The organism is Bradyrhizobium erythrophlei, assembly GCF_900129505.1.
GTDB lineage: Bacteria > Pseudomonadota > Alphaproteobacteria > Rhizobiales > Xanthobacteraceae > Bradyrhizobium > Bradyrhizobium erythrophlei_D.
The window spans coordinates 2,203,621-2,228,684 of the sequence record NZ_LT670818.1 but is presented as its reverse complement, the minus strand read 5'-3'; the positions used below and the strand labels follow the sequence as shown (position 1 = coordinate 2,228,684).

Genomic DNA, 25,064 nt, shown 5'->3' with positions numbered 1-25,064 from the left:
CCCTGTTGGCGCGTCTAAACTGCGCGCGTTCATGAATCGTGCTTCAGGTATACCAGCCAACAGGAGCCCTCGACCTTGTCAATGCGCTCAATTGCAAGGCTCATCTGAAACTATGAATACCCGTTCGCAAACCGCCGATTTCGTCGTTGCACTGAGTGATTCGACTTCGTAAATAGGCTTCGTCTACCGCGATCCCTCAAGGGGTCCCTGCGTGGGCCCGCAACCGTCAAAGTCGCCAATGACCGCCAGGATCGAACGACCCCTTTCACCACATCTGCAGACCTATCGCGTCACCCTGACGATGGCGATGTCCATCATCCATCGCATCACCGGTATTGCGCTGTATTTCGGCACGCTGCTGCTGGCGTGGTGGCTGATCGCGGCGGCTTCCGGGCCCACCGCCTATGCCAATGTGCAGGCCTTTACCTCGAGCTTCATCGGCCGGCTGATCGTGTTCGGCTACACCTGGGCGCTGATGCATCATCTGCTCAGCGGCATCAGGCATTTCTTCTGGGATCTCGGCTACGGCTTCAAGGCCAACGAGCGTGAGGCGCTGACCTGGGGCGCATTGATCGGCGGCATCTCGCTCACCGTGCTGTTATGGATCGCAGCCTACGCGATCGGAGGCGGACGATGAGCGCGCCCGATACGCACAGCGTCAAATCGATGCGCACGCCGCTCGGACGCGTCCGCAACCTCGGCTCCTCGCATTCCGGCACGTCCGACTTCTGGCGCCAGCGCCTCACCGCGGTGGCGATGCTGCTGTTGATCCTGCCGGTGATCGTGGTGGTCATGATGCTGCTCGGCCGCAACCAGGCCGGCGCCGCGCAAATCCTGGGTTCGCCATTGGTCGCGATCATCCTGTTGTTGTTCATCGTCGCCAGCATCTGGCACATGAAGATCGGCATGCAGGTGGTGATCGAGGACTATGTGCATGGCGAGATGGTGAAGCTCGCCGCCATCATGGCCAATAATTTCTTCTCGGTTGCGGTGGCGCTGGCCTCGATCTACGCCATTCTCAAACTGTCCTCCGGAGTGTAGCCCATGGCGGCTGACGGCAACGGCAAGGCCCCGATTGGCGGTCCCGCCGGCAATGGAAAGGCCTATCCGATCGAAGACCACACCTACGACGTGGTCGTGGTCGGCGCCGGCGGCGCGGGCCTGCGCGCGGTGGTCGGCTGCAGCGAAGCGGGCTTGCGCACCGCCTGCATCACCAAGGTATTCCCGACCCGTTCGCACACGGTAGCGGCCCAAGGCGGCATCTCGGCGGCGCTCGGCAACATGCACGAGGACAATTGGCGCTGGCACATGTACGACACCGTCAAGGGGTCGGACTGGCTCGGCGACCAGGACGCGATCGAATACATGGTGCGCAATGCGCCCGAAGCCGTCTACGAGCTCGAACATTGGGGCGTGCCGTTTTCGCGCACCGAGGACGGCAAGATCTACCAGCGGCCGTTCGGCGGCATGACGCTGGACTACGGCAAGGGCCAGGCGCAGCGCACCTGCGCCGCCGCCGACCGTACCGGCCACGCCATGCTGCACACCATGTACGGCCAGGCGCTGCGCCACGCCGCGGAATTCTTCATCGAGTTTTTCGCCATCGACCTGATCATGGACGACCAGGGCACCTGCCGCGGCGTGATCGCGCTGAAGCTCGACGACGGCACGCTGCATCGTTTCCGCGCCCAGACCACCATCCTGGCGACCGGCGGCTATGGCCGCGCCTACGCCTCCTGCACCTCGGCGCATACCTGCACCGGCGACGGCGGCGCCATGGCGCTGCGGGCCGGTCTGCCGCTGCAGGACATGGAATTCGTCCAGTTCCATCCGACCGGCATCTATGGTGCCGGCTGCCTCGTCACCGAAGGCGCGCGCGGCGAAGGCGGCTATCTCGTCAATTCCGAAGGCGAGCGCTTCATGGAGCGCTATGCGCCCTCCGCCAAGGATCTCGCCTCGCGCGACGTGGTCTCGCGCGCGATGACGATCGAAATCCGCGAGGGCCGCGGCGTCGGCAAGAAGAAGGATCACATCTACCTGCACCTCGATCATCTCGATCCCAAGGTGCTGGCCGAACGGCTGCCGGGCATTTCCGAATCGGCGAAGATCTTCGCCAATGTCGATGTCACCCGCGAACCGATCCCGATCGTGCCGACGGTGCATTACAATATGGGCGGTATTCCCACCAATTATCACGGCGAAGTCCTGACCAAGACGAATGGCGACGACAACACCACCGTGCCCGGCCTGATGGCGCTCGGCGAGGCGGCCTGCGTCTCCGTGCATGGCGCCAACCGTCTCGGCTCCAATTCGCTGATCGATCTCGTGGTGTTCGGCCGTGCCGCGGCCTTGCGTTGCGCCGAGAAGCTGGCGCCCAACGCCACGCAGCCGGAACTGCCGGCGGGCTCGGCCGACAAGGCGCTCGGGCGGCTGGATCACTATCGCTATGCCTCCGGCGGCACGTCGACGGCCAAGCTGCGCGACAGCATGCAGCATGTGATGCAGAGCAATTGCGCGGTGTTCCGCACCGGCGAGATTCTCAACGAAGGCCACAACCTGATTCACAAGGTGCACAGCGGCATCAGCGACATCGCGGTGACCGACCGCTCGCTGGTGTGGAATTCCGATCTGGTCGAGACGCTCGAATTCGACAATCTGATCGTGCAGGCAGTGGTGACGATGGATTCGGCGGCGAACCGCAGCGAGAGCCGCGGCGCGCATGCGCGCGAGGATTTCCCCAACCGTGACGACAAGAACTGGATGAAGCACACGCTGGCCTGGATCGACGCCGGCGGCGACACCAGGATCGATTATCGTCCGGTGCACGACTACACGATGACCAATGACGTGCAGTACATCCCGCCGAAGGCGCGGGTGTATTGATCACGACAGCGAAGGCTTGACACGATGGCTGAATTTGCACTGCCGAAAAATTCGAGGATATCGGGCGGCAAGACCTGGCCGAAACCGGCAGGCGCGACCGAGACGCGCGAATTCAAGGTCTATCGCTGGAATCCGGACGACGGCAAGAATCCGAGCGTCGATACCTATCTGGTCGATACCAACGATTGCGGCCCGATGGTGCTGGATGCGCTGATCTGGATCAAGAACAACGTCGATCCCACGCTGACCTTCCGCCGCTCCTGCCGCGAGGGCGTCTGCGGCTCCTGCGCCATGAATATCGACGGCCAGAACACGCTGGCCTGCACCAAGTCGATGCACGACGTGAAAGAGGGCGCGGTGAAGATCAATCCGCTGCCGCACCAGCCGGTCGTGAAGGATCTGGTGCCGGATCTGACCAATTTCTACGCGCAATATGCCTCGATCGAGCCGTGGCTGAAGACCTCCTCGCCGACGCCGCAGAAGGAATGGCGGCAGAGCCACGACGACCGCGCCAAGCTCGACGGCCTCTACGAATGCATCCTCTGCGCCTGCTGCTCGACCTCGTGCCCCAGCTACTGGTGGAACAGCGACCGCTATCTCGGCCCTGCTGCCCTCCTGCAGGCGAACCGCTGGGTCAAGGACAGCCGCGACGAAGCCACCGGCGAGCGGCTCGACAATCTCGAGGACCCGTTCCGGCTCTATCGCTGCCATACCATCCTGAACTGCGCCAAGGCCTGCCCGAAGGGCCTCAATCCGGCCGAGGCGATCGCCGAACTCAAGCTGAAGATGGTCGAGCGCCAGGTCTGAGCTTGGCGCGAGCGGCGTTGGAGCCGGCCGCAAACTCGGCTATCTAGACGCCATAGTCGCTCCTCTCCGGCGAGACCATTTTGGCACAATCAGGCCCTTCCCCCCGCATCGCCGCGGCCAACGATCCGTCGGCGCCGCCGTTCGGCGCCTTTGCGCCGACGCGCGCGCAATCCGCGATCATTTCGCTGGCGCAACGTTCGAAGCTCAAGCGCGGCGCGTTCCGTCCGATGCTGTCGCGGCTGGTCAACCTGCTGCGCGCCGGGCCGGTCGACGTGCAGTACCAGGGCGCGTCGTTCCGCTTCTATCACCAGAGCAGCGCCACCGAGCGCGGCGCACTGTTCAATCCCGACTATAATCTCGAAGAGCTGGATTTCCTGCGCGCGCACACGCCCGCAGGCGGGGTGTTCGTCGATGTCGGCGCCAATGTCGGCACCTACGCCATGGTGCTGGCGCACCAGGTCGGCGCGGCCGGAAAGGTGATCGCGGTCGAACCGCATCCGGTCACCCACGCACGGCTGGCGTTCAACCGCGCCGCCTCGGGCTTCTCCCAGGTCGAGCTGGTGGCCGCCGCCGCCGGCCCCTCCGACGGCGAGTTGATGATCGAAACCGACGGCGAAAACCTCGGCGCCAGCCACATCGTGTCGGGCAAACCCGCGGGGCACGCCATCCGGGTGCCGTCGTTGCGGCTGGAGCGCATTCTCGGCGATGCCGGCGTCACCCGCGTCGATGCGCTGAAGATCGATGTCGAGGGTTTTGAGGATCGCGTCCTGACCGGTTTCTTCCAGCAGGCGTCGCCGAGCCTGTGGCCCGGCGCGGTGGTGATCGAACATCTGTCGCGCGACGAATGGGAGAGCGACTGCATCGCCGACATGGTTGCGCGTGGCTACACCGAGACCGGGCGGAACCGCAGCAACACGCTGCTGCTGCGCGGCTGAACTTTCGCCAGCATTGGGCGGCATAGCGAGAGGATGTGTCCTCCAGCCCAATCCTCCAGCCCAGGGAGATTTTGATGATCGACCATATCGGCTTTCCCGTTTCCGATTACGAGCGCGCGAAAAGCTTCTATACAAAAGCGCTGGCGCCGCTCGGCTACGGCCTCGTCATGGAGGTGACGCAGCAGCAGACCGGCGCTCCCGCGGCCGGCTTCGGCGCCAACGGCAAACCGGATTTCTGGATCGGCGACGAAGGCGGGATGAACAAGCCGCTGCATGTCGCGATCCAGGCGAAGGACCGCGCCACGGTCGAGGCCTTCTACAAGGCGGCGATCGCAGCCGGTGGACGCGATAACGGGGCGCCCGGCATTCGCGCGCATTATCACCCCGATTATTACGGCGCCTTCGTGTTCGATCCCGATGGCCACAATATCGAGGCGGTGTGCCACGTGCCGGAATGACCGGTTCCGGGCCCGTCCGATGCGGAACATCGCCCGATCGGGGCCGTTATGACTCCAGCAATGGAGCAAGCATGGCCAACGATAGCACCGCAAGCGACATCCAGCGCGCCTGTGACCTCATGACGAAGATCGGCTTGGCGATGCTGGTCACCCGCGACGGCGACAAGCTGCGCGCACATCCGATGAGCGCTTATCTCGAACGCGACGAGGACACGATTTATTTCCTCACCGACGCGCGGCGCCACAAGGACGAGGAAATCGCCCGCGACCCTCATGTCAATCTGGCGTTCGCGGATCCGGGCAGTCAGAAATACGTGGCGCTGTAGATGCCCATCGAACCGCCCGAGATTCCGCCGGCGACGCCGGGCAATCCGTCCGAGCCGCCGCCGGAGAATCCTCCGGGCAACCCACAGCCGGAGATACCGCCGCCGATCCAGGAGCCCGGCGAACTGCCGCAGCCGGAAGAGTTGCCGGGCCGGATGCCCGATGAACTTCCGATGCGAGGACCGGACGGACCACGCACGCCTTCGCCTGCAACCGATTCCGACAGCCCATTGGCGCGCTCAGAGTCCGATATGAATCCGGGCGAGCCGGAGATGCCGCGGGGGACAATATGAATTGACGATTTGAAACCATCCTCTGAATGCGTAATGAACAATTGCGTATTCAGGCTTTAGACGCGCAGAAATAAATAGAAGTCCGCCTTCGAGGCCCGCCACAATGCGGCCCAACGTCTATTTGTTGATCGCCAGACCTTAATCGCCAAACCCGCTGCCAAGCTTTTTCCGGGGAATCCAGACCATCATGACAAACCTTCGTCTCCTGCTGCTCGCCACGACCGCGCTTACGGCGATGCAATTGTTGGCCTCGCCGTCGCATGCACAAGGTGCGCCGATGGTCATGGCGCAAGCCAAGGAAGAACTCGGCCCCGACGGAAAGCCGAAGCAACCGCCGAAGGGGGCACCGCCGCCGAAGCCGGCGCCGCCCGCGGCTGCGCCACCCCGGCCCGCGCCCCCACCGCCGCCGCCTCCACATGCGCCGCCTCCTCCTCCGCCTCCCCCTCCTCACGTGGCGCCCCCACCGCCGCCACCGCCTCCCCATGTGGCGCCGCCGCCCCCACCACCCCCTCCGCACGCGGCGCCTCCGCCTCCGCCGCCGCCTCCCCATGCGGCGCCGCCACCTCCGCCTCCGGCACGTCCCGCGCCTCCGCCTCCGCCGGCGGCAGCGCCGCCGCCTGCCCCGCCGAAACCGCCGGCCCCGCCGAGCGGCGCGCCAGAGATACGACAGCAACAACCTCGGGCCACCCCATCCCCGACACCCCCGCCCCCGCCGCCGCCCCCTACGGGCGCAAAACAGCCTTTGGGACCGGCCCCTTCGGCCACTCCGCAGCCAACGCCGACGCCATCCCCCACGGGCGCGCCGCCAGCGTCAGGACGCGGTGGCCCGCCACCCGCCGGTGCCGTTACACCACCTCCGCCCGCCGGTGCCGGCACGGCTACGCCGTCGCCGTCTCCCACGGGCGCGCCGCCACCGTCAGGACGCGGTGGCCCGCCACCCACCGGCGCCGTTACACCACCTCCGCCCGCCGGTGCCGGCACGGCTACGCCGTCGCCGTCTCCCACGGGCGCGCCGCCGCCTCCAGGACGCGGAGGGCCGCCTCCCGGCACGCCGCTCGCGCCGAATACCACACCCGCTCCGGGTGGCGGACAGACCGCGCTGCCGCCCGGCGGCGGTCCGTTGGCGCATCATCCCCCGCCAACGAGCACGGCTCCGCTTCCGGCCGCGCCACCGCCGGCGCAGGCCCTCGCGCCGATTGCACCGGGTGCCCCGGCACCCGGGCCGCGCCGCATGGAAGATTTCCGTGGCGCACGGCAGGAAAGCGATCAGGGCGGCCGCAAGGTCTTTACCGAACCCGGCCGCGTCATCGTCGTCGATCCGTCCGGCCAATCCTTCATTCGCCACAACGAAGAGGATCGGTTCCGTTACGGCGCGCGCGACATCCAGACCCAGCAGGTCGGCAACGACACCCGTACCATCGTGATTCGTCCCGATGGCTCGCAGATCATCACCGTCGTCGGCCGCGACGGCCAGTTGATGCGCCGGATCAGGCGGGATCGGGAGGGTCGCGAGATCATCATCATCGACAACACCTATCGCGATCCGCTCGCGGTCGGCGGTTTCTATGTCGAATTGCCGCCCCCGGTGATCGGCATTCCCTACGACCGGTACATCGTCGAGGCCGACGAGGCACCGCCGGACGTGATTTACGAGACCATGGAGGCGCCGCCGGTGCAGCGGATCGAGCGGCGTTATTCGCTCGACGAAATCCGCTACAGCCCGTCGGTGCGCGCGTTGATGCCGAGCATCGATCTCAACAGCATCAACTTCGAAACCGGATCGTGGGAGATTCCGCCCGATCAGGCGGCGAAGCTGCAGTCGATCGCGGACGGCCTCAATCAGGCGATCGCGCGCAACCCGCGCGAGGTGTTCCTGATCGAGGGCCACACCGACGCGGTCGGCAACGACGTCGACAATCTGTCGCTGTCGGACCGGCGCGCCCAGTCTGCGGCCGAATTGCTGACCCAGCAATTCGGGGTCCCTGCGGAAAACCTGACCTCGCAGGGCTACGGTTCGCAATACCTGAAAGAGCAGACCTCAGGCCCGAGCCGCATCAACCGGCGCGTCACCGTCCGCCGCATCACGCCGCTGCTCAACGGCGGCACCGCCTCGTTGCCGCCGCCGCCTCCGGGCATCGCGCCGCCGCGCTGACGGCGAGGCATTCGTGAAATGAAAATGGCCGGGAGCAATCTCCCGGCCATTTTTGTTGTGCGGCGACAGCCAGTAGTCCAGATGAGTCAGCCCTTGTCGGTATCCAACTTGAATATCTGGGAGCTGTCCCCGATCGATAGCAAGCCTGTCTTCGCGTAGAGATCCAGCTTGGCGCGGGTATCGGTAATGTCGAGGTTGCGCATGGTCAGCTGGCCGATACGGTCCGCCGGCGTGAACGCCGCATCCTCCACCTTCTCCATGCTCAGCCGCTCCGGCTGATAGGTCAAATTGGGGCTCTCGGTGTTCTGGATGGAGTAGTCGTTGCCGCGTCGCAGCTCGAGCGTGACCTCACCGGTGACTGCACGGGCCACCCAACGCTGGGCGGTTTCGCGCAGCATGAGGGCCTGAGAATCGAACCACCGGCCCTGATAGAGCAACCGGCCAAGGCGCATGCCGCTGATCCGGTATTGCTCGATGGTGTCTTCGTTGTGGATGCCTGTGATCAGGCGCTCGTAGGCAATGTGCAGCAGCGCCATGCCGGGCGCTTCGTAAATGCCGCGGCTCTTTGCCTCGATGATCCGGTTCTCGATCTGGTCGCTCATGCCAAGGCCATGTCGACCGCCGATGGCGTTGGCCTCGAGAAACAGCGCGACCGGATCGGCGAACGCCTGGCCGTTCAATGCGACGGGCTGCCCCTCCACAAAACGCACGGCCACCGTTTCGGCCTTGACCACACAGTCGTCGCGCCAGAACGGCACGCCCATGATGGGATTGACAATCTTGATGCCGGTACCCAGGCTTTCAAGATCCTTGGCCTCGTGGGTCGCGCCGAGGATATTGCTGTCGGTCGAATACGCCTTCTCGGCGCTCATCTTGTAGTCGAAGCCATTGGCGGTCAGGAACGCCGACATTTCCGAACGGCCGCCGAGCTCGTCGATGAACTGCTGGTCGAGCCAGGGCTTGTAGATCTTGAGGCTCGGATTGGTCAGCAGGCCGTAGCGGTAGAACCGCTCGATATCGTTGCCCTTGAACGTGGAGCCGTCGCCCCAGACGTTGACGCCGTCTTCCTTCATGGCCGCGACCAGCATGGTGCCGGTCACCGCGCGACCAAGGGGCGTGGTGTTGAAGTACGTCGCACCGCCGGTTGAGATGTGGAAAGCACCGGATTGGATCGCGGCAATACCTTCGTGGACCAATTGCTTGCGGCAATCCACCAGTCGGGCTTTTTCGGAGCCTAAGCCCAGCGCCTTGCGCGGAATTTCGTCGTAATCAGCCTCGTCGGGTTGGCCAAGATTGGCGGTATAGGCGAAGACACGGGCGCCTTTCTGTTTCATCCACAGCAGCGCCGCGCAGGTGTCGAGGCCGCCCGAGAAGGCAATGCCGACTTTTTCCCCTCTGGGCAGCCCCTTCAAGATCGTACTCATAAAGCTTCCAATCGGTGGTAATGGCTGATGTTTCCAGCGAATTGAGTGCGCGAATATCAAATTTCACGCCGATGGGCACGCGATTAATCGTCCGGATGGACCTCGACGATACGGCTCGCCAGCGACCGCGGGGGCGCCTTGCGGCGCGACACAAGTCGCCGCCGCCAAGCATAAGCAGGCCAGGCAAACAGCGTCAGCGCGGCGTCGATCTCCTTGTCGGAGAGGCGGGTCCGCGACCAGCGGTAGATATAGCCGTAGGCCAGCCAGACCACCAGATACGTCACCAGTCCGGCAATCGCGACATCGGTGAAGAAATGCCCGCCGAATGCCATTCTGAGCGCGCTGGTCGCAACCCCGAACACGGTCGCGGCAACATAGGCCAGCGGCCGCCATGCCGGCGGCGTCAGCGCCGCGGGCGCGTAGGTCCAGAACGCGGTGGCGCCTTCGCCGGAGAAGAACGAACAGTTCCGCGCGCAGGCGCCGCGCGGATCCCACCACGGCACGAATTGATCCGGCCCGTTGAATTGCGTCACCGCCACCGGACGCGGCCGGCCCCAATAGCTCTTGAAGGTGAGATTGGTGAGGATGCCCGCGGCAAGCGTGAGCGTGACCAGCAGAAACACGATCGCGCGGCCCGACATCAATAGCGGCCGGTCCGGCCGCACCAGCTTCACCACCAGCGCGACGATCGCCGGCAGCGCAAGCCCCCACGCGATCCACATCGCGGCGTCGCGCGCGAACGCGGCGAGCGCATTGAGCTTCAGCGGAAACGATTTGGTCGCTGTATCGTAGAACAACGAGGCAATCTTCAGATCGAGCTCGGGATAAATCCCGAACAGCAACCCGACAGCGAGCGCCAGTCCCAGCGCGATGAATAGTCCGGTCCGGTTCATGCGCGGGGTTTAGCCGAGGAGGTTGATGATGAAAAGGCTTCGGAACACGCTTGGTCACGGCGCCGGCGGCGAAGGTGAATGCGACGGCAACGGGGGCGGCGGCTTCACCGGGCGCGGCGGTTCGCGCCAGGCGCCGGCATTGCGGCCCGCGATCATCCAGTAGACCACGCCGGCGACGATGCCCGCACCGGTCATGATTTCGAGGTGGCGGCGGACGATGCCTTCGAATTGAAGCGTCGCGGTGTCGAACGGGACCAGGCCGAGATAGCAGGCGAGGCCGACGAGTCCGCCGCCGAGCGCATAGGTCAGCGCGCCCCTGACATAAAAGGCTTCGGTGATCAGGACCACGAGCATCGCCGGCAGCAGGGCAAAGCCGCTGATGAAGACGAAGCCGAAACCGACCAGGATATTCAGCGCGCCCTGATCGACGGGCCCGGCCCCGAGATCGCTGAATTCCGGAAACAGCACCGCGCCGACCACGATCATCCCCGCCACCAGGCAGGCGGCGAGGAAGGCAAACAGGATCACGAACAGCCGGCCGATCAGCGCCATGCAATTAAACCCGAGGTTGCTGTCGTTGCGAGCCAACGGGCCGCGTTTGTCGCAGGTCGAATCACGATCAATCCGTCATCGCCATCGCGCGCAGCGCCTGGCGCTCGCGCGCGGACAATTTCTCAGTCTCCGATTTCAGCTGGCCGCAGGCGGCGAGAATGTCGCGGCCGCGCGGGGTACGCACCGGCGAGGAGTAGCCGGCGTTGAAGATGTATTCGGAAAATTTCTCGATCTGCTCCCAGTCCGAACACTCGTAGCGGGTACCCGGCCACGGATTGAACGGAATGAGGTTGATCTTGGCCGGAATGCCCTTGAGCAGCTTTACCAGGAGCTTGGCGTCGTCGAGCGAATCGTTGACGCCCTTCAGCATCACATATTCGAAGGTGATGCGCCGCGCATTGGAAGCGCCCGGATAATCGCGGCAGGCCTGCAGCAATTGTTGAATCGGATATTTCCGGTTCAGCGGCACCAGCTCGTCGCGCAACTCGTCGCGCACCGCATGCAGCGAGATCGCCAGCATGACGCCGATTTCCTCGCCGGTGCGGATAATGTTGGGCACCACGCCCGAGGTTGACAGCGTGATGCGGCGGCGGGAAATGCCGATGCCCTCATTGTCGGAAACGATCAGGAGCGCATCGCGCACCGCCTCGAAATTATACAGGGGTTCGCCCATCCCCATCATCACCACATTGGTGACAAGGCGGCTGCCGGTCGGCGTATCGCGGTCGGCCCAGTCGTTGAGGCGATCGCGCGCCACCATGACCTGGCCCACGATTTCACCCGCGGTGAGGTTGCGCACCAGCCGCTGGGTGCCGGTGTGGCAGAACGAGCAATTCAGCGTGCAGCCGACCTGCGAGGACACGCACAGCGTTCCCCGGTCGGTTTCCGGAATATAAACGCACTCGACTTCATGCGCCTTCTCGACCGCATCGCCGCTCGGCAGGCGCAACAGCCATTTGCGGGTGCCGTCGCTGGAGGTCTGCTCGGCGACCACCTCGGGACGCGCGACCGTGAAATGCGCCTCGAGCTGGCTACGCATTTCCTTGGAGATGCTGGTCATCTCGCCGAAATGCGCGGCCCCCCTGACATAGATCCAGTGCCAGAGCTGCTGCACGCGCATCTTGCGCTGCGCCGGCGCCACGCCGATTTCGCCCAGCCGCTCCGCGATCTCCGCGCGCGACAGGCCGACCAGCGAGGGCCTGGCCGGCGGCACGTAGGTTTCAAGCGCGATCTTTTCCAAGGGCGCGTTGGCACCGGAACCCGGTTCGATTGCAATCGTCATGGTTTCGCTCATGGAACATCAAATAAGCTTTCCAGGTCCGGCTGGAAAGGCACCAAATGCATGGATATTGACGAGAAAAGCGGCTTAACGCCTGCAATCCTGGGCCAGCCGGTCGAGCGCCTGGGCAAGGCCCTTCAGCGAGAACGTATCCGTGGTCTCGGTGCCCTTGGCGGAGACGCCCTTGATGACGGCGTCGGCGGACTTGCGCATCGCCTCGACCATCCGCTCTTCCTCGGCGGCATTCTTGATCCAGAGCCCATCGCCCTGGGTGTACATCGCAAAGCTCGCGCCGCCGACCTCCAGCGTCGATTCCGATCCCGGCTTCAGCGCATAGCCGATCATGACCGAAACCTCGTTGGTGACTTTCTCTGCGGGACGCGTGGAGACGAACGCATAGGCCGGATCGCGCGGCCGGTTCGGCGGGTTGGTTTTCGACGATGAGGGCTTTGCCAGCGCAAAGCATACCTTCTTGCCGTTCGGTGTTGCGGTATAAGCGCCCCAGGTGCCGTACTGACCGATCAGCGTCGGTTCCGCACCGCCGGCGACGGCAGCAGCTGGTTCCGTCCTGGCGGCAGGCTTCGCCGCAGTGGCGGGCTTTGCAGGTGCGGCCGGCTTGGGCGCGTCCTTGGCGGCTTTCGGCGACGCGCTCTGCGCCTGCGCAAGGCTTGCCGCCCCGCACACCACGCAACTTGCCACCATGGCTGTCAGGATTCGCCGCACGGACATCACCAAATCTGGTTCCCTCAATATTGTGACTGGAAGATGGCTCGGACACCTTGTCGTCACGCGGGCGATGGATAGCCGGGAAATGCCTTTTTGGGAAGGCAGCTGCAAACGCTTGCGACGCGTTGCCGCGCGAACTCCGCCAAGCGCGCTCAAGTTTTTGTCCGCGCTTGGCGCTGCTTCTCCCACTGCGCCTCGGTCCATTGCAGCAGGTCTTCCGGGCCGGAACTGCGCAGGTGGGCGCCGCCATCCTGCACCACCATCTCGCCGTTGATGTAACCGGCGGAATCCGAAATCAGAAAGCTCGCGAGATCGGCGAGCTCGCGATGGTCGCCGACGCGGCCGAGCGGATTTCGCGAGGCCCAATCATCATCACGGCCTTCAGGGCGAAGCTGGCCTGACGCACCCGGTGTCGGAAACGCGCCGGGCGCGATCGCCACCGTACGGATGCCCTTCGGTCCCCATTCGACCGCGAGGCTCCGCGTCATCGCGAGAATGGCCGACTTCGCCATCGCGGAAGGTACGGTGAAGGCGCGGCCGGTGATGGTCGAGGTCGAGAGGATGCTCAGCACCACTCCCCTGTGTCGTCCTTCGATCCAGCGTTTGCCGGCGCCAAGCGTGCAATACATCGCGCCGTGCAGCGTCGGCGCAAGGATCGCGTCGGCCGCGCGAAACGACAGATGCTCGGTCTGCGCGATGAAGGTGGCGGCCGCGTTGTTAACCAGCACGTCGATCGGGCCGTCGCGCCAGACCGCGTCCAGCATGGCGTCGACGCTGGCGCCGTCGCGAATATCGCACCGGATCGCGGCAACCTTGCCGCCGAGATCGCCGCGTATGCCAGCCGCCGTCGCCTCCAGCAATTCGAGCCGGCGGCCGCAGATGATCAGCTCGGCACCAAGCCCGGCAAACCGGCGTCCCATCGCGGCCCCGAGCCCGGAGCCGCCGCCGGTCACCAATATGCGCTTTCCCTTGAGCAGGCCGTTTTCAAACATCGTTTTATACTCCTTTAGCCGTCGTTGCGAGGAGCGAAGCGACGAAGCAATCCACATCTCGGCTCGCTGCTATGGATTGCTTCGCGGAGGCTGTCATAGGGTGGCGCGTTCGCGCCGACCCGTTGGCTCGCAATGACGGGGATGGAACACCGTCCCAGCGTCCAAAGACGTCCGAATCAGATTGTAGCCCGGCTTCAAATCCGGCATGAAGCATTCAGCCTTAAGACTGTGGGTCCGAAAACCGGGTGTGTCCATGAAAGCCATTCTCTGCTCGCAATATTGCGGTCCCGACGATCTTGTGCTGGCCGACCTGCCCGATCCCGTCGCCGGACCCAACGAGGCCGTCATCGCGATCAAATCCGCGGCGCTGAATTTCTTCGACCTCCTGATGATCCAGGGCAAATACCAAATCAAGCCGCCGTTTCCGTTTTCGCCGGCGGCCGAAGTCGCGGGCGTCATCGAGAGCATCGGCGAAGGCGTCACCGGCCTGAAGATCGGCGACCGCGTGGTGGCCTCCTGCGGCCACAACGGCGCGCGCGAAAAGATCGCGCTGCCGGCCAATGCGATCGTCAAGATTCCCGACAATCTGGATTTCGATCGCGCCGCCGGAATCATCATCATCTACGGCACCGCGCTGCACGCGCTGGAAGACCGCGCCAGCCCCAAGCCGGGCGAAACTCTCGCGGTGCTGGGGGCTGCCGGCGGCACCGGGCTCGCCGCCTGTGAACTCGGCAAGCTGATGGGATTGAAGGTGATCGCCTGCGCGTCGTCGGAGGAGAAGCTCGAATTTGCCAAGGCCCATGGCGCCGAACTCGGGCTGAACTACGCCAAGGAAGATTTGAAGGAAGGCTTGCGCCGGCTCACGGGCGGCAAGGGCGCCGACATCATCTTCGATCCCGTGGGCGGCAGCTACGCCGAGGCCGCATTGCGTTCGATCGCCTGGGAAGGCCGTTTCCTGGTGATCGGATTCGCCGCCGGCGACATTCCGAAGATGCCGCTCAACCTGGCGCTATTGAAGGGCTGCGATATCCGCGGCGTGTTCTGGGGCGCGTGGACGCGGCTCAATCCGGAAAAGAACCGCGCCAATCTGGAAAAGCTCGTGAAGTGGACCGCAGAGGGCAAGATCTCGTCGCATGTCGATCGCACCTTCCCGCTGGCGCAAACCGCCGATGCCCTGAAGGTGCTGGCCGGCCGCCAGGCGATGGGCAAGGTGATCCTGCATCCCTGATGGGTATTCGTCGTGCGCGGGCTTGACCCGCGCATCCATCGATCGTCACGAAATCGGTTCGCGGCAGATGGGTTGCCGGAGCCTCCTCCGCCTGCGTCGCACGATTGGCGCGACGCCACGGGCGTGTTGACCATGCCAGCCCGATTAGCTAAAATTGCACGTGAATTTCCCGTCAATCTGACGTGGACTCTTTCTTGTGACGAAAAAATGACGGTGGGCGGCCACGAGTGCGCCGCAATGAAATCAAACTATCTCCTATATCCCCCCGGCGATGGTCGCTTTTTGGTCGGATTCAAAATGCGAGTTAGGGGTTCGGTAGCGGGGGCGCTTGGCCGACAAGAACAACAAGAAACGGATGCCGAGGCGCCCCTATGTTGCGTAGTAGCGTGGAGGCATCACTATGGCGCGAAATACGAGGTTCAATTCATACGACGAAGAGATGGCCGGGTCGTATGACGAAGAGCCCAGCGATCCCGAATTCATGGCCTACGGATCTTCGCCTTCGATGGCGGATGAGGACTATCCCGAAGAACCCGAGGACTATCCCGAAGAGCCCATGCCGCTCTTTCTTTCCGGTGGTGAAGAAGAACCGAGGCAACGGGGCTTCGGAACTGGCGGGGAACGGTTTCTCGACAGAGCGCCGATCGGACCGAGGGTTATCAAGGGGGCCATTGCTGCGGCATCGGCGGCGGCGATCGCCTTTGCGATTCTAACGGTCGGCAATCCGCTCGCGTTGTTTGCCGATGCCAAGGCTTCGCTGCCCGCCGCGACAGCCGATCAGTCGGGCGCCACGCAAACCCTCATTCCGCCACCCGCGGCCCCAACGCAACTGGCCAATGCCGGCCCGACGCCGGTCCTGCCGTCGAATGCCGGTGTCCGGTCCGCGCCGCCGGCTCCGAGGGTCACGCGCGACGATATCGCTCTCGCGCTCCGGTCCGCGCAGCCGAACCAGGTGCAACCCGAACCGTCGCCGCTGCCCGCCGCGGCTGCACCGGCAACGCCGGCACGACGACTCGATGCCGACGAGCTCGCGAATTTGCTCAAGCGGGCGAAAGGCCTGATCGCGGTCGGCGACATCGCGCCGGCGCGGCTGTTGCTCGAACGGGCGGCGAACGCGCAGGAGGCCAGTGCGGCGCTGCTGCTGGCACAGACCTACGACCCGGCCGTGCTTGGAACCCAGGATATGCGAAGCATCACGCCGGATCCGGCAATGGCGCGCGACTGGTACCAGAAGGCGGCCCGGCTCGGTTCGATGGATGCGCGGCAGCGCCTGGCGCAAATGCAGAATTAGCTTTCAGTCCAGCAGGGGGATATCGATGCGACGACTACTTGGAATGGCGATCATCGCCGTGATGATGGTCTCTGGCCTGGTGGCCAGGGCCGAGGAAACCGAGTTTGATCCGGCCAAGGTCAGCGAGAGCCTCAAGGCGATATTCCAGTTCGGATCCTCCTCCACCAAGCAGGCTCTCAACGCCAACACCGTGACGCTGATCTCCGGCACCATCGGCGGCACCTATGTCCAGTTCGGCGCCGACCTCGCTTCGGTCCTCGATGACGGCAACAAGCTGCGCGTGCTTCCGATCGTCGGCCGCGGCTCGGTGCAAAGCGTCGCCGACATCCTGTTCCTGCAAGGCGTCGATCTCGGGATCGTGCGGGCCGACACGCTCGACTATCTGGAGCGCAAGGGCTTCGCCAAGGACATCAAGAAGCAGTTCACCTACGTGACCAAGCTCTACAATGAAGAAGTGCATGTGATCGCGCCGAAGTCGGTCCACAATCTCAGGGAACTCGACGGCAAGACCATCAGCGTCGACCTTCCCAATGGCGGCACCTTCGTCACCGCGCTGACGGTGTTCGAGCGCCTCGGAATGAAGCCGAAGGTCGTCTATGTCGAGCAACGCATCGCGATGGAGAAAATGAAACGCGGCGAAATCGACGCCGTGATCGTCTGTGGCGGCAAACCGTACAAGTCGGTGAGCAGCTTCAAGGACGACCGGTTTCATCTGGTGACGGTCGACTACGACAAGCCGCTGCAGGGCGATTATTTGCCGGCGACGCTGTCGGCGAAGGACTATCCCAACCTGATTTCGGAGGGAGAGCAGGTCGACACCATCGCGGTGCCCGCGGTGCTCGCGGCCTATAATTGGGCACCCAACACCGACCGCTATCGGAAGGTCGCGCTGTTCGTGGATAATTTCTTCACCAAGTTTCCTACCTTCCAGAATCCACCGTTCCATCCGAAATGGAAAGAAGTATCGCTATCCGCCCCGCTGCAGGATTGGCAACGCTTCCCCGCCGCCAAGCAATGGCTCGACAATCACGGCATCGAGCCGGTTGCGCGCACGAGGTTTGACGATTTCCTCAAGCAGAGCACGGCGGCGAGCGGCAAGGCGCCTTCCGACACCGAGAAGGAAGCCTTGTTCAAGCAATTTCAGGCGTGGGAGGCCGAACAAAATGCGGGGGCAAGGGCCCAGGTCCGCAATCCGCAAAAGCCGGCGCGCTAGCGTTCAAGCCGCGGGCTGAGCCCGGCCGGCGCTGCCCATCCGCTTCAAGGCGGCGCGGGCAGCGTCGCGATGTTCCGGCGTGATGTGGGTCGCGACCAACCGCATCGCGGTGGCGAGAATGGCGGCATCGTCGGTGAAGCCGAGCACCGGCAGCATGTCCGGAATGAAATCGAACGGCAGGATGAAATAGGCGATCGCGCCGAGCAGCGCCGCCTGCACGTGGCGCGGCGTCTGCCGGTCGAAGGCGCAGTAATAGGCCGCGAGCAGATCCTCGGCGAAGGGAAGCTGCGCCACCACCCGCTTGAACTTGACCCAGAAGCGCCGGCGCACGCTTTCGCGGTCTTCCGCCAGCCTGTCGGCCGGCTCGAAACCCACGGTATGTTCTGACGCCATATTCCGGCTCCCCTGACAACCTGCGCGGCAGATCGCCGCAGCAGGCACCCCTCAAAAATGGGGATGTCGCGTCACACCCGCAAGATTGCGAGGCAATCAGGCAACGCCGAGCTGGCCGGCGATGGCGTTCATCGCGGTTGCCAGCTCGATATCGAGGGCGGTCACCCCGCCGGCGTCGTGGGTCGCCAGCACCACCTCCACCGTCTTGTAAACGTTGCGCCATTCCGGGTGATGGTCGTGCTTTTCGGCCACCAGCGCCGCGCGCGTCATGAATCCGAAGGCTTCGTTGAAATCCTTGAACGTGAAAGTCCTGGCGATCGCCTCGCGGCCGGTCACCTCGCTCCACCCCGGCAACCCCTTGAGGGCCGATTTCCGCGCTTCCGCCGACAGCCGTTCTGCCATGACAACCTCCCACTTCAGGCCAATTTTACCCTAACACCTGACGGGACCGTCGGGATCCCCCGCCACGATACGGCGTCAGCGCCGGTCCGGAGCGCTTCCGGTAACCATGACGCAGATGTAACCCCGCGCTGGAAGGAAATTTGGTAGAATCCTCATCTAACCGTATTGGCAATATGAAATTGGACCTCAAACGATTATTTGCCAGGTCGATGACGGGGGACCTTGAACCGGCCGCCCCGCCGGCGCCGTCGTCGCCGCGCTCGGCCCAGTCCAAGACCATGTTCGTCATGCTCGCCGGGATCCTCGCCGTGATCGGCGCACTCGCGGGCGCCTACTACTTTGCGGTGCGGCCGGTGACTCTTCGGGTTGCGGTCGGCCCGGCCAACAGTGACGACCTCAAGGTGGTGCAGGCGCTGACCCAGGCCTTCAACCAGGCGCGGGGCTATGTGCGTCTGCGCCCGGTACAGACGGACGGCGCCGCCGCCAGCGCCAAGGCGCTTGAGGACGGCGGGGCCGATCTTGCCATCATCCGCGGCGACCTCGACGTGCCGAAGAACGCGCAGGCCGTGGCGACGCTGCGCAAGAACGTCGCGGTGCTGTGGGTGCCGCCGTCCGCGAAGGGCAAGGGCAAGAAATCCGGCCCGAAGATCACCAAAATTCCGCAGCTTGCCGGGCGCCGCATCGGCGTGGTCGGCCGCACCCCGGCCAATGTCAATTTGCTGAAAGTGATCCTGCAGCAATATGGCGTCGACCCCGCCAAGGTGGAGATCGTTCAGTTTCCCGCCGGTGAGGCCGCCGACGCCATCCGCAACCAGAAGGCGGACGCCTATCTCGCCGCCGGTCCCGTCAACAGCAAGATCACCGCGGATGCGATCAATGCGTCGACCCGCGACGGCGGAACGCCGACATTCCTCGCCATCGATTCGGCCGAGGCGATCGCGCAAAACCATCCGATGTACGAGGCCTCCGAGATTCCGGCCGGCGCCTTCGGCGGCTCGCCCGCCCGGCCCGACGACGAGATCAAGACGATCAGCTTCTCCCATCACATCGTCGCGCGCAAAGGCCTGTCGGAATCGACGGTGGCCGCCTTCACCCGCCAGCTGTTTGCGATCAGGCAGCAGCTGATGACGGAATTCCCGCTGGCGGCGAAGATCGAGACCCCCGATACCGACAAGGACGCCGTGATTCCCGCGCACCCGGGCGCCGCCGCGTTCGTCGATGGCGAGGAGAAGACCTTCCTCGATCGTTACAGCGATTACATCTGGTGGGGCCTGATGGCCTTGTCGGCGATGGGTTCCGCTGGCGCGTGGTTCGCGGGCTACCTGAAAAAAGACGAGCGCAGCAACAACAGTTCGCTGCGCGAACGCCTGCTGGACTTGATCGCGGCCGCGCGCCGCAGCGATTCCACCGAAGAACTCGACCGGATGCAGGCCGAGGCGGACGATATTCTGCGCGACACGCTGCATTGCTTCGATGATGGCGCCATCCAGGAGGGAGCGCTGACCGCTTTCAGCATCGTCCTCGAGCAATTCCACCGAGCGGTCGCCGACCGCAAGACCCTGCTGGACAACATGCCGCAAAATCCGCAAAGGGCGGGAGCGCAGTTCCGCGCAGCCGGCACGCTGTAAGCGGCACTCCCTGTAATTCGGCCGTCACAGAATCTTTCTAGGTCTGTCAATGCCCTCAGAGCACTGTTGGCCGATCCAGGAGGCTTGCATGACGATCAGGATTTCCCGCAACTCAGCCCGCGGGCTTTCGCGCCGGCGTTTCCTTTCCACCGCCGCGGCGACCGGCGCGGGTACGCTCGGCGCGCTTGCGATGCCGTATCTCAGCCGGGCCGCCGACCGGCCGCAAATCACCCATGGCGTGCAATCCGGCGACGTCGGCGCCGATGGCGGCGTGGTGTGGGCGCGCGCCGACCGGCCATCGCAGATGATGGTTGAGGTCGCCACCACCGAGTCCTTCAACAATGCGAGGCTGCTGCCGCCGATCGCAGCGCTCCCCGAGAGCGACTTCACCGCGAAGATGCTGGTGGAAAATCTTCCCGGCGGGCAGGACATCTTTTATCGGGTCCGGTTCCGCGACCTCTCGCATCCCGACGTCTCCAGCGAGCCAATGGTCGGCCGCTTCCGCACCGCCCCGGCCGACCGGCGCGACGTCAGCTTCGTCTGGGGCGGCGATGTCGCGGGCCAGGGCTGGGGCATCAATCCCGACGATGGCGGCATGGTCACCTTCGCCACCATGGCCAAGCACCGGCCGGATTTCCTGCTGCATTCCGGCGACACCATCTATGCCGACGGCGTCATTCCAGCAGAGGTGAAATTGCCGGACGGCAAGATCTGGAAGAACCTCACCATCCCCGAAAAGGCAAAAGTCGCCGAGACGCTCGACGAGTTCCGCGCCGCGCACAAGTACAATTTCCTCGACGCGAATGTGCGCGCCTTCAACGCCGAGGCCCCGGTCTTCGTGCAGTGGGACGATCACGAGGTCATGAACAACTGGTCGGCGTCGAAGGACATTCCCGCCGCCTACAAGGTGCGCGACATCTCCCTGCTCGCCGCGCGCGCGTCCCGTGCGTTCCACGAGATGTATCCGATGCGCGAAAGCATCGTCGAGCCGGGCCGGGTCTATCGCACGCTGAGCTACGGGCCGCATCTGGACGTCTTCATGCTGGACGAGCGCAGCTATCGCGGCCCCAACGGTCCGAACCTGCAGACCACTTACGGCCCCGACAGCTATTTCATCGGGCCCGACCAGCTTGCGTGGCTGAAGCGCGGCCTGCTGAACTCGCGCGCCACCTGGAAGGTGATCGCCTCCGACATGCCGCTCAGCCTTATCGTCTACGACGATGCCGCCAACAAAAAGGGCTCGGAGGCGTTCGCGCAAGGCGACGGGCCGGCGCGCGGCCGCGAACTGGAAATCGCCGATATCCTGCGCTTCATCAAGACCTCCGGCGTTACCAATACCGTGTGGCTGACCGCGGACGTGCATTACGCCGCCGCGCACTATTACAATCCCGACAAGGCCCAGTTCCAGGATTTCGAGCCGTTCTGGGAATTCGTCTCCGGCCCCCTGCACGCCGGCACCTTCGGACCCAACGAACTCGACAACACGTTCGGACCGGAAGTGAAGTTCATCAAGGCGCCGGGCCTGGACAAGCAGAACCTGCCGCCGTCAGCCGGGATGCAGTTCTTCGGTCACGTCAAGATCGACGGCGCCAGCGGACAGATGACGGTGACCTTGCGCGATCGCGCCGACGTCGCGCTCTGGTCGACGACGCTGGATCCCAAACTCGGCTAGCAAGCGGCGTCCGATAGCCCGAGGACGCCGGCGGTCAAGCGCCGGCCGGGCGCTTCAGCAAGGCGTGCAGCGCGTCGGTCGAGAACGGTTTGGGCAATCTCGGCCGGTCGGCAAAAGCCTCGGGTAACCGCACGTCGGCGCTATAGCCGGTGACGAAGGCGAAGCGAATTCCCAGCGCATCCAGGCGCTCGGCAATCGCAAAGCTCTTCTCGCGGACCAGGGCGACATCGAGCAGCGCGAAATCCGGGGCGCGATCCGCGATCAGGTCGAGCGCCCTGGCCACGCTGCCGGCGGTCCGTACCGTCTTCACCCCGAAGCCGAGAATCGTATCCTCGAAGTCGAGTGCGATGATCGGGTCGTCCTCGACGATCAGAACGTCTTCGGGGACGTGGTCGAAAGAAACAGCTTGCATGGTCTCACTGACAAACGCCCTGAAATCGTAATCCGAGCGGGCTTTAGCGCCCCTCGCCTCGCCGCGCCGACCGCAAGAATGCGCATCAACCGGTTCCCGGCATGAAACCATCACATCGTTGGTTCGTTTGTCTGTGCACTTGTGCACGGAACAGGTGAGCAGCGATGGTGATGGACGGCCAGGGAACTTGGAATGCTTACGCGAAATAAGCCGCCCAACGACGGCGAACGCCCCTACAACAACCTGTTGCGGCGGTTGAGCCCGAGCGATTTCACGTTGGTCGCGCCGCATCTCTCGCTGGACGAGGCCCAGCCCAACGACCTGCTCTATAATCCCGGCGACGACGTCGAAATCGTCCACTTTCCCTGCGGACCCTCGCTGGCGTCGTACCTCGTCGCCAACGAGGACGGCCGCGACGTCGAGACCATCCTGGTCGGCCGCGAAGGCGCCGTCGGCGGAATTGTCAGCCAGGGATATCTGCCGGCCTATACCCGCATCATGGTCAAGTTCGGCGGTCCCTTCGCACGCCTGCCTATCGGCAAACTGGATGCGGCAAAAGCGAAGTCGGCCACGCTGAGCAACGTGTTTGCGCGTTACGCCGATTGCATGCTCGCCCAGATCTTCCAGTCGACCGCCTGCAATGCGATCCATTCGATCGAGCAGCGCAGCGCGAAATGGATTCTGTCGGCGATGGAGCGCACCGACGGCTCGGATGTGGTGCCCTTGACCCATGAGCAGCTTTCGACCCTGCTCGGTGTCGGCCGCAGCTATACCAGCCGGGTGATTCAGACATTCAAGGCAGAGGGGATTCTGGAGACCCGGCGCGGCTCGATCCTGGTGCACAACCGCGAGGCGCTGCGGATACGGGCCTGCCTTTGCAACGAATCCGTGAAAGCCCATTTCGAGGAGGTGCTGCGCGGGGTTTATCCGACCGAAGAGTCCAGCGCCGCCGCGGGATAACGCTGGAATTCGGGCTGCCTTCGGCCTCTACCCCCTGAGTTGCGATCGAATGGGCTCCGCGGGGGCCAAAATGACGCCGGTATGACGGAAAATCGGTCAACCGACCCGCCAACAAGCCATTGTTTTTTAGCGTTTTCTGACTATATTGCGCCGCAACGAGCAAGGTGTGCCCGGTCCTTTTGGCCGGGCTTCCTTTTTAGGCGCCATGCGCGCTTGCCGAATTCCAGGTTTTTGAGCGTGATCCGGAAAAGTGGGTCCCGGTTTTCCGGTGAGATCGCGCTCCAGCCATTGTCCGAAGAAGAAGCGCAATGAATCTCCGCAACGTCGCCATCATCGCCCACGTCGACCACGGCAAAACCACCCTGGTCGATCGCCTGCTGCAGCAATCCGGCACCTATCGCGACAACCAGCGGGTGGTCGAGCGTGCCATGGACTCCAACGATCTGGAGCGCGAGCGCGGCATCACCATTCTCGCCAAGGCCGCCTCGGTGCAGTGGAAGGACACCCGCATCAACATCGTCGACACCCCAGGCCATGCCGATTTCGGCGGCGAGGTCGAGCGCATCCTGAACATGGTGGACGGTGCGCTGGTGCTGGTGGACGCCGCCGAGGGCCCGCTGCCGCAAACCAAGTTCGTGGTCTCCAAGGCACTCAAGGTCGGCCTGAAGCCGATCGTGGTCATCAACAAGGTCGACCGTCCCGACGCGCGGCCGACCGAAGTCATCAACGAGGTGTTCGACCTGTTCGCGGCCCTGGACGCCAGCGAGGAGCAGCTCGATTTCCCGATCCTTTACGGGTCGGCCAAGCAGGGCTGGATGGCCGATAGCCCGGACGGTTCGCACGACGCCGGCATGCAGCCGCTGTTCGACCTGATCCTGCGCCACGTCGCGCCGCCGACGGTCGAGGAAGGGCCGTTCCGCATGATCGGCACCATTCTGGAAGCCAACCCCTATCTCGGCCGCATCATCACCGGGCGCATCACCTCGGGCACCATCAAGCCGAACCAGGCCGTCAAGGTGCTGGGCGGCGACGGCAAGCTGATCGAGACCGGGCGCATCACCAAGATCATCGCCTTCCGCGGCATCGAGCGCACGCCGCTCGATGAAGCCGAAGCCGGCGACATCGTCGCCATTGCCGGCCTCACCAAGGGCACCGTGGCCGATACCTTCTGCGATCCATCCGTCGATACGCCCTTGAAGGCGCAGCCGATCGATCCGCCGACGGTGTCGATGTCGTTCATCGTCAACAACTCGCCGCTCGCCGGCACTGAAGGCGACAAGGTGACCAGCCGCATGATCCGCGACCGCCTGCTGCGTGAGGCAGAAGGCAACGTCGCGCTGCGCGTCACCGAAGCCGACGACAAGGACTCGATGGAAGTGTCGGGCCGCGGCGAATTGCAGCTCGCGATCCTGATCGAGACCATGCGCCGCGAAGGTTTTGAACTGTCGGTGTCGCGCCCGCGCGTCGTGCTGAAGAAGGACGAAGCCACCGGCCAGTGGCAGGAGCCGATCGAGGAAGTCGTGATCGACGTCGACGAGGAGCATTCCGGCGTCGTCGTGCAGAAGATGAGCGAGCGCAAGGCCGAGATGATCGAGATGCGCCCGTCCGGCGGCCACCGGCTGCGGCTGGTGTTCTACGCGCCCACCCGCGGCCTGATCGGCTATCAGGGCGAATTGCTCACCGACACCCGCGGCACCGCGATCATGAACCGGCTGTTCCATGGCTACGCCTCCTACAAGGGCGACATCCAGGGCCGCCGCAACGGCGTGCTGATCTCCAACGACCAGGGCGAGGCCGTGGCCTACGCGATGTTCAAGCTGGAAGACCGCGGCCCGATGATGATCGAGCCGGGCTGGAAGGTCTACAAGGGCATGATCGTCGGCGAGCACACCCGCGAGAACGATCTTGAGATCAACGTGCTCAAGGGCAAGCAGCTCACCAACATCCGCACCACCTCGAAGGACGAAGCGGTGCGCCTGACCCCGCCGATCAAGATGACGCTGGAAAAGGCACTGGCCTATATCGAGGACGACGAGCTGGTCGAAGTCACCCCGAAGTCGATCCGCCTGCGCAAGAAGTTCCTCGACGCCAACGACCGCAAGCGCGCGGTCAAGGCCAAGGAAGCGGTGGCGTAAGCGGGCGAGTAG

Annotated in this window: 24 protein-coding genes and 1 pseudogene; 16 read left to right on the top strand and 9 right to left on the bottom strand. The window is 64.3% G+C overall.

Going from position 1 to position 25,064, the window contains the following annotated elements:
• Positions 1 to 238: 238 nt before the first annotated feature.
• The 9 genes and pseudogenes from sdhC to B5525_RS10475 all read left to right on the top strand — a co-directional run bounded on the left by sdhC (position 239) and on the right by B5525_RS10475 (position 7,852).
• Positions 239 to 637 carry a succinate dehydrogenase, cytochrome b556 subunit gene (gene sdhC / locus B5525_RS10515; RefSeq protein WP_079565942.1) on the top strand — a complete coding sequence of 133 codons (399 nt, stop codon included), beginning with the start codon at positions 239 to 241 and terminating at the stop codon, positions 635 to 637.
• Positions 638 to 666: 29 nt separating this feature from the next.
• A complete protein-coding gene (gene sdhD / locus B5525_RS10510; RefSeq protein ID WP_172900102.1) occupies positions 667 to 1,041 on the top strand; it encodes a succinate dehydrogenase, hydrophobic membrane anchor protein in 375 nt (124 codons plus the stop codon).
• 3 nt (positions 1,042 to 1,044) lie between these two features.
• A complete protein-coding gene (gene sdhA, locus B5525_RS10505) occupies positions 1,045 to 2,883 on the top strand; it encodes a succinate dehydrogenase flavoprotein subunit (RefSeq protein WP_079565940.1) in 1,839 nt (612 codons plus the stop codon).
• A gap of 24 nt (positions 2,884 to 2,907) precedes the next feature.
• Complete coding sequence (locus B5525_RS10500; protein ID WP_079565939.1) at positions 2,908 to 3,690, top strand: succinate dehydrogenase iron-sulfur subunit; 783 nt, start codon at positions 2,908 to 2,910, stop codon at positions 3,688 to 3,690.
• Between the two features lie 107 nt (positions 3,691 to 3,797).
• The gene (locus B5525_RS10495; protein ID WP_079573186.1) at positions 3,798 to 4,625 is read left to right on the top strand and encodes an FkbM family methyltransferase; all 828 of its coding nucleotides are present in this window, start codon (positions 3,798 to 3,800) and stop codon (positions 4,623 to 4,625) included.
• Positions 4,626 to 4,699: 74 nt separating this feature from the next.
• On the top strand, positions 4,700 to 5,083 hold the full coding sequence (locus tag B5525_RS10490) for a VOC family protein (protein WP_079565938.1): 384 nt from the start codon (positions 4,700 to 4,702) through the stop codon (positions 5,081 to 5,083).
• Positions 5,084 to 5,154: 71 nt separating this feature from the next.
• Positions 5,155 to 5,406: pseudogene (locus B5525_RS10485) on the top strand (pyridoxamine 5'-phosphate oxidase family protein); the annotation flags it as partial.
• A gap of 3 nt (positions 5,407 to 5,409) precedes the next feature.
• Positions 5,410 to 5,700, top strand: a complete 291-nt coding sequence (locus B5525_RS10480; protein ID WP_079565937.1) for a hypothetical protein — start codon at positions 5,410 to 5,412, stop codon at positions 5,698 to 5,700.
• Between the two features lie 187 nt (positions 5,701 to 5,887).
• The gene (locus B5525_RS10475) at positions 5,888 to 7,852 is read left to right on the top strand and encodes an OmpA family protein (protein WP_079565936.1); all 1,965 of its coding nucleotides are present in this window, start codon (positions 5,888 to 5,890) and stop codon (positions 7,850 to 7,852) included.
• 86 nt (positions 7,853 to 7,938) lie between these two features.
• Here B5525_RS10475 and argG read toward each other — a convergent pair whose 3' ends face one another.
• The 6 genes from argG to B5525_RS10445 all read right to left on the bottom strand — a co-directional run bounded on the left by argG (position 7,939) and on the right by B5525_RS10445 (position 13,718).
• Complete coding sequence (argG, locus tag B5525_RS10470) at positions 7,939 to 9,276, bottom strand: argininosuccinate synthase (RefSeq protein ID WP_079565935.1); 1,338 nt, start codon at positions 9,274 to 9,276, stop codon at positions 7,939 to 7,941.
• An 83-nt stretch (positions 9,277 to 9,359) separates the two neighbouring features.
• The gene (locus tag B5525_RS10465) at positions 9,360 to 10,169 is read right to left on the bottom strand and encodes a phosphatase PAP2 family protein (RefSeq protein ID WP_079565934.1); all 810 of its coding nucleotides are present in this window, start codon (positions 10,167 to 10,169) and stop codon (positions 9,360 to 9,362) included.
• Between the two features lie 54 nt (positions 10,170 to 10,223).
• Positions 10,224 to 10,721 carry a hypothetical protein gene (locus tag B5525_RS10460; protein WP_079565933.1) on the bottom strand — a complete coding sequence of 166 codons (498 nt, stop codon included), beginning with the start codon at positions 10,719 to 10,721 and terminating at the stop codon, positions 10,224 to 10,226.
• A 67-nt stretch (positions 10,722 to 10,788) separates the two neighbouring features.
• Positions 10,789 to 12,003 (bottom strand): 23S rRNA (adenine(2503)-C(2))-methyltransferase RlmN, encoded by a 1,215-nt coding sequence (gene rlmN / locus B5525_RS10455; protein WP_079573184.1) that lies wholly within the window; start codon positions 12,001 to 12,003, stop codon positions 10,789 to 10,791.
• A gap of 84 nt (positions 12,004 to 12,087) precedes the next feature.
• Complete coding sequence (locus B5525_RS10450) at positions 12,088 to 12,702, bottom strand: invasion associated locus B family protein (RefSeq protein WP_244568021.1); 615 nt, start codon at positions 12,700 to 12,702, stop codon at positions 12,088 to 12,090.
• 176 nt (positions 12,703 to 12,878) lie between these two features.
• Positions 12,879 to 13,718, bottom strand: a complete 840-nt coding sequence (locus B5525_RS10445; protein WP_079573182.1) for an SDR family oxidoreductase — start codon at positions 13,716 to 13,718, stop codon at positions 12,879 to 12,881.
• A gap of 253 nt (positions 13,719 to 13,971) precedes the next feature.
• Between B5525_RS10445 and B5525_RS10440 the strand changes: the two genes are divergently transcribed.
• From B5525_RS10440 to B5525_RS10430, 3 genes are all read left to right on the top strand, one after another.
• Positions 13,972 to 14,946: an NADPH:quinone oxidoreductase family protein gene (locus tag B5525_RS10440; RefSeq protein WP_079573180.1), complete on the top strand. Its 975-nt coding sequence runs from the start codon at positions 13,972 to 13,974 to the stop codon at positions 14,944 to 14,946.
• Between the two features lie 400 nt (positions 14,947 to 15,346).
• Positions 15,347 to 16,237, top strand: coding sequence for a hypothetical protein (locus B5525_RS10435; RefSeq protein WP_079565931.1), 891 nt, complete (start codon positions 15,347 to 15,349; stop codon positions 16,235 to 16,237).
• Between the two features lie 25 nt (positions 16,238 to 16,262).
• Complete coding sequence (locus B5525_RS10430) at positions 16,263 to 17,450, top strand: TAXI family TRAP transporter solute-binding subunit (protein WP_079565930.1); 1,188 nt, start codon at positions 16,263 to 16,265, stop codon at positions 17,448 to 17,450.
• 3 nt (positions 17,451 to 17,453) lie between these two features.
• On the opposite strand, the gene B5525_RS10425 is transcribed toward B5525_RS10430, so the two are convergent.
• Both B5525_RS10425 and B5525_RS10420 read right to left on the bottom strand, forming a co-directional pair.
• Positions 17,454 to 17,843, bottom strand: coding sequence for a YkvA family protein (locus B5525_RS10425; RefSeq protein WP_079565929.1), 390 nt, complete (start codon positions 17,841 to 17,843; stop codon positions 17,454 to 17,456).
• Positions 17,844 to 17,939: 96 nt separating this feature from the next.
• The gene (locus B5525_RS10420; protein ID WP_079565928.1) at positions 17,940 to 18,245 is read right to left on the bottom strand and encodes a 4a-hydroxytetrahydrobiopterin dehydratase; all 306 of its coding nucleotides are present in this window, start codon (positions 18,243 to 18,245) and stop codon (positions 17,940 to 17,942) included.
• 278 nt (positions 18,246 to 18,523) lie between these two features.
• Between B5525_RS10420 and B5525_RS10415 the strand changes: the two genes are divergently transcribed.
• Together B5525_RS10415 and B5525_RS10410 are read left to right on the top strand one after the other, a co-directional pair.
• Complete coding sequence (locus B5525_RS10415) at positions 18,524 to 19,873, top strand: TAXI family TRAP transporter solute-binding subunit (protein ID WP_425305299.1); 1,350 nt, start codon at positions 18,524 to 18,526, stop codon at positions 19,871 to 19,873.
• An 88-nt stretch (positions 19,874 to 19,961) separates the two neighbouring features.
• Positions 19,962 to 21,545: an alkaline phosphatase D family protein gene (locus B5525_RS10410; RefSeq protein ID WP_079565926.1), complete on the top strand. Its 1,584-nt coding sequence runs from the start codon at positions 19,962 to 19,964 to the stop codon at positions 21,543 to 21,545.
• 34 nt (positions 21,546 to 21,579) lie between these two features.
• On the opposite strand, the gene B5525_RS10405 is transcribed toward B5525_RS10410, so the two are convergent.
• On the bottom strand, positions 21,580 to 21,957 hold the full coding sequence (locus tag B5525_RS10405) for a response regulator (RefSeq protein ID WP_079565925.1): 378 nt from the start codon (positions 21,955 to 21,957) through the stop codon (positions 21,580 to 21,582).
• 192 nt (positions 21,958 to 22,149) lie between these two features.
• On the opposite strand from B5525_RS10405, the gene B5525_RS10400 reads away from it, so the two are divergent.
• The gene (locus tag B5525_RS10400) at positions 22,150 to 22,917 is read left to right on the top strand and encodes a Crp/Fnr family transcriptional regulator (RefSeq protein WP_079565924.1); all 768 of its coding nucleotides are present in this window, start codon (positions 22,150 to 22,152) and stop codon (positions 22,915 to 22,917) included.
• 308 nt (positions 22,918 to 23,225) lie between these two features.
• Entirely contained in the window at positions 23,226 to 25,052 is a 1,827-nt protein-coding gene (gene typA, locus B5525_RS10395; RefSeq protein WP_079565923.1) for a translational GTPase TypA, read from the top strand.
• Positions 25,053 to 25,064: the final 12 nt, after the last annotated feature.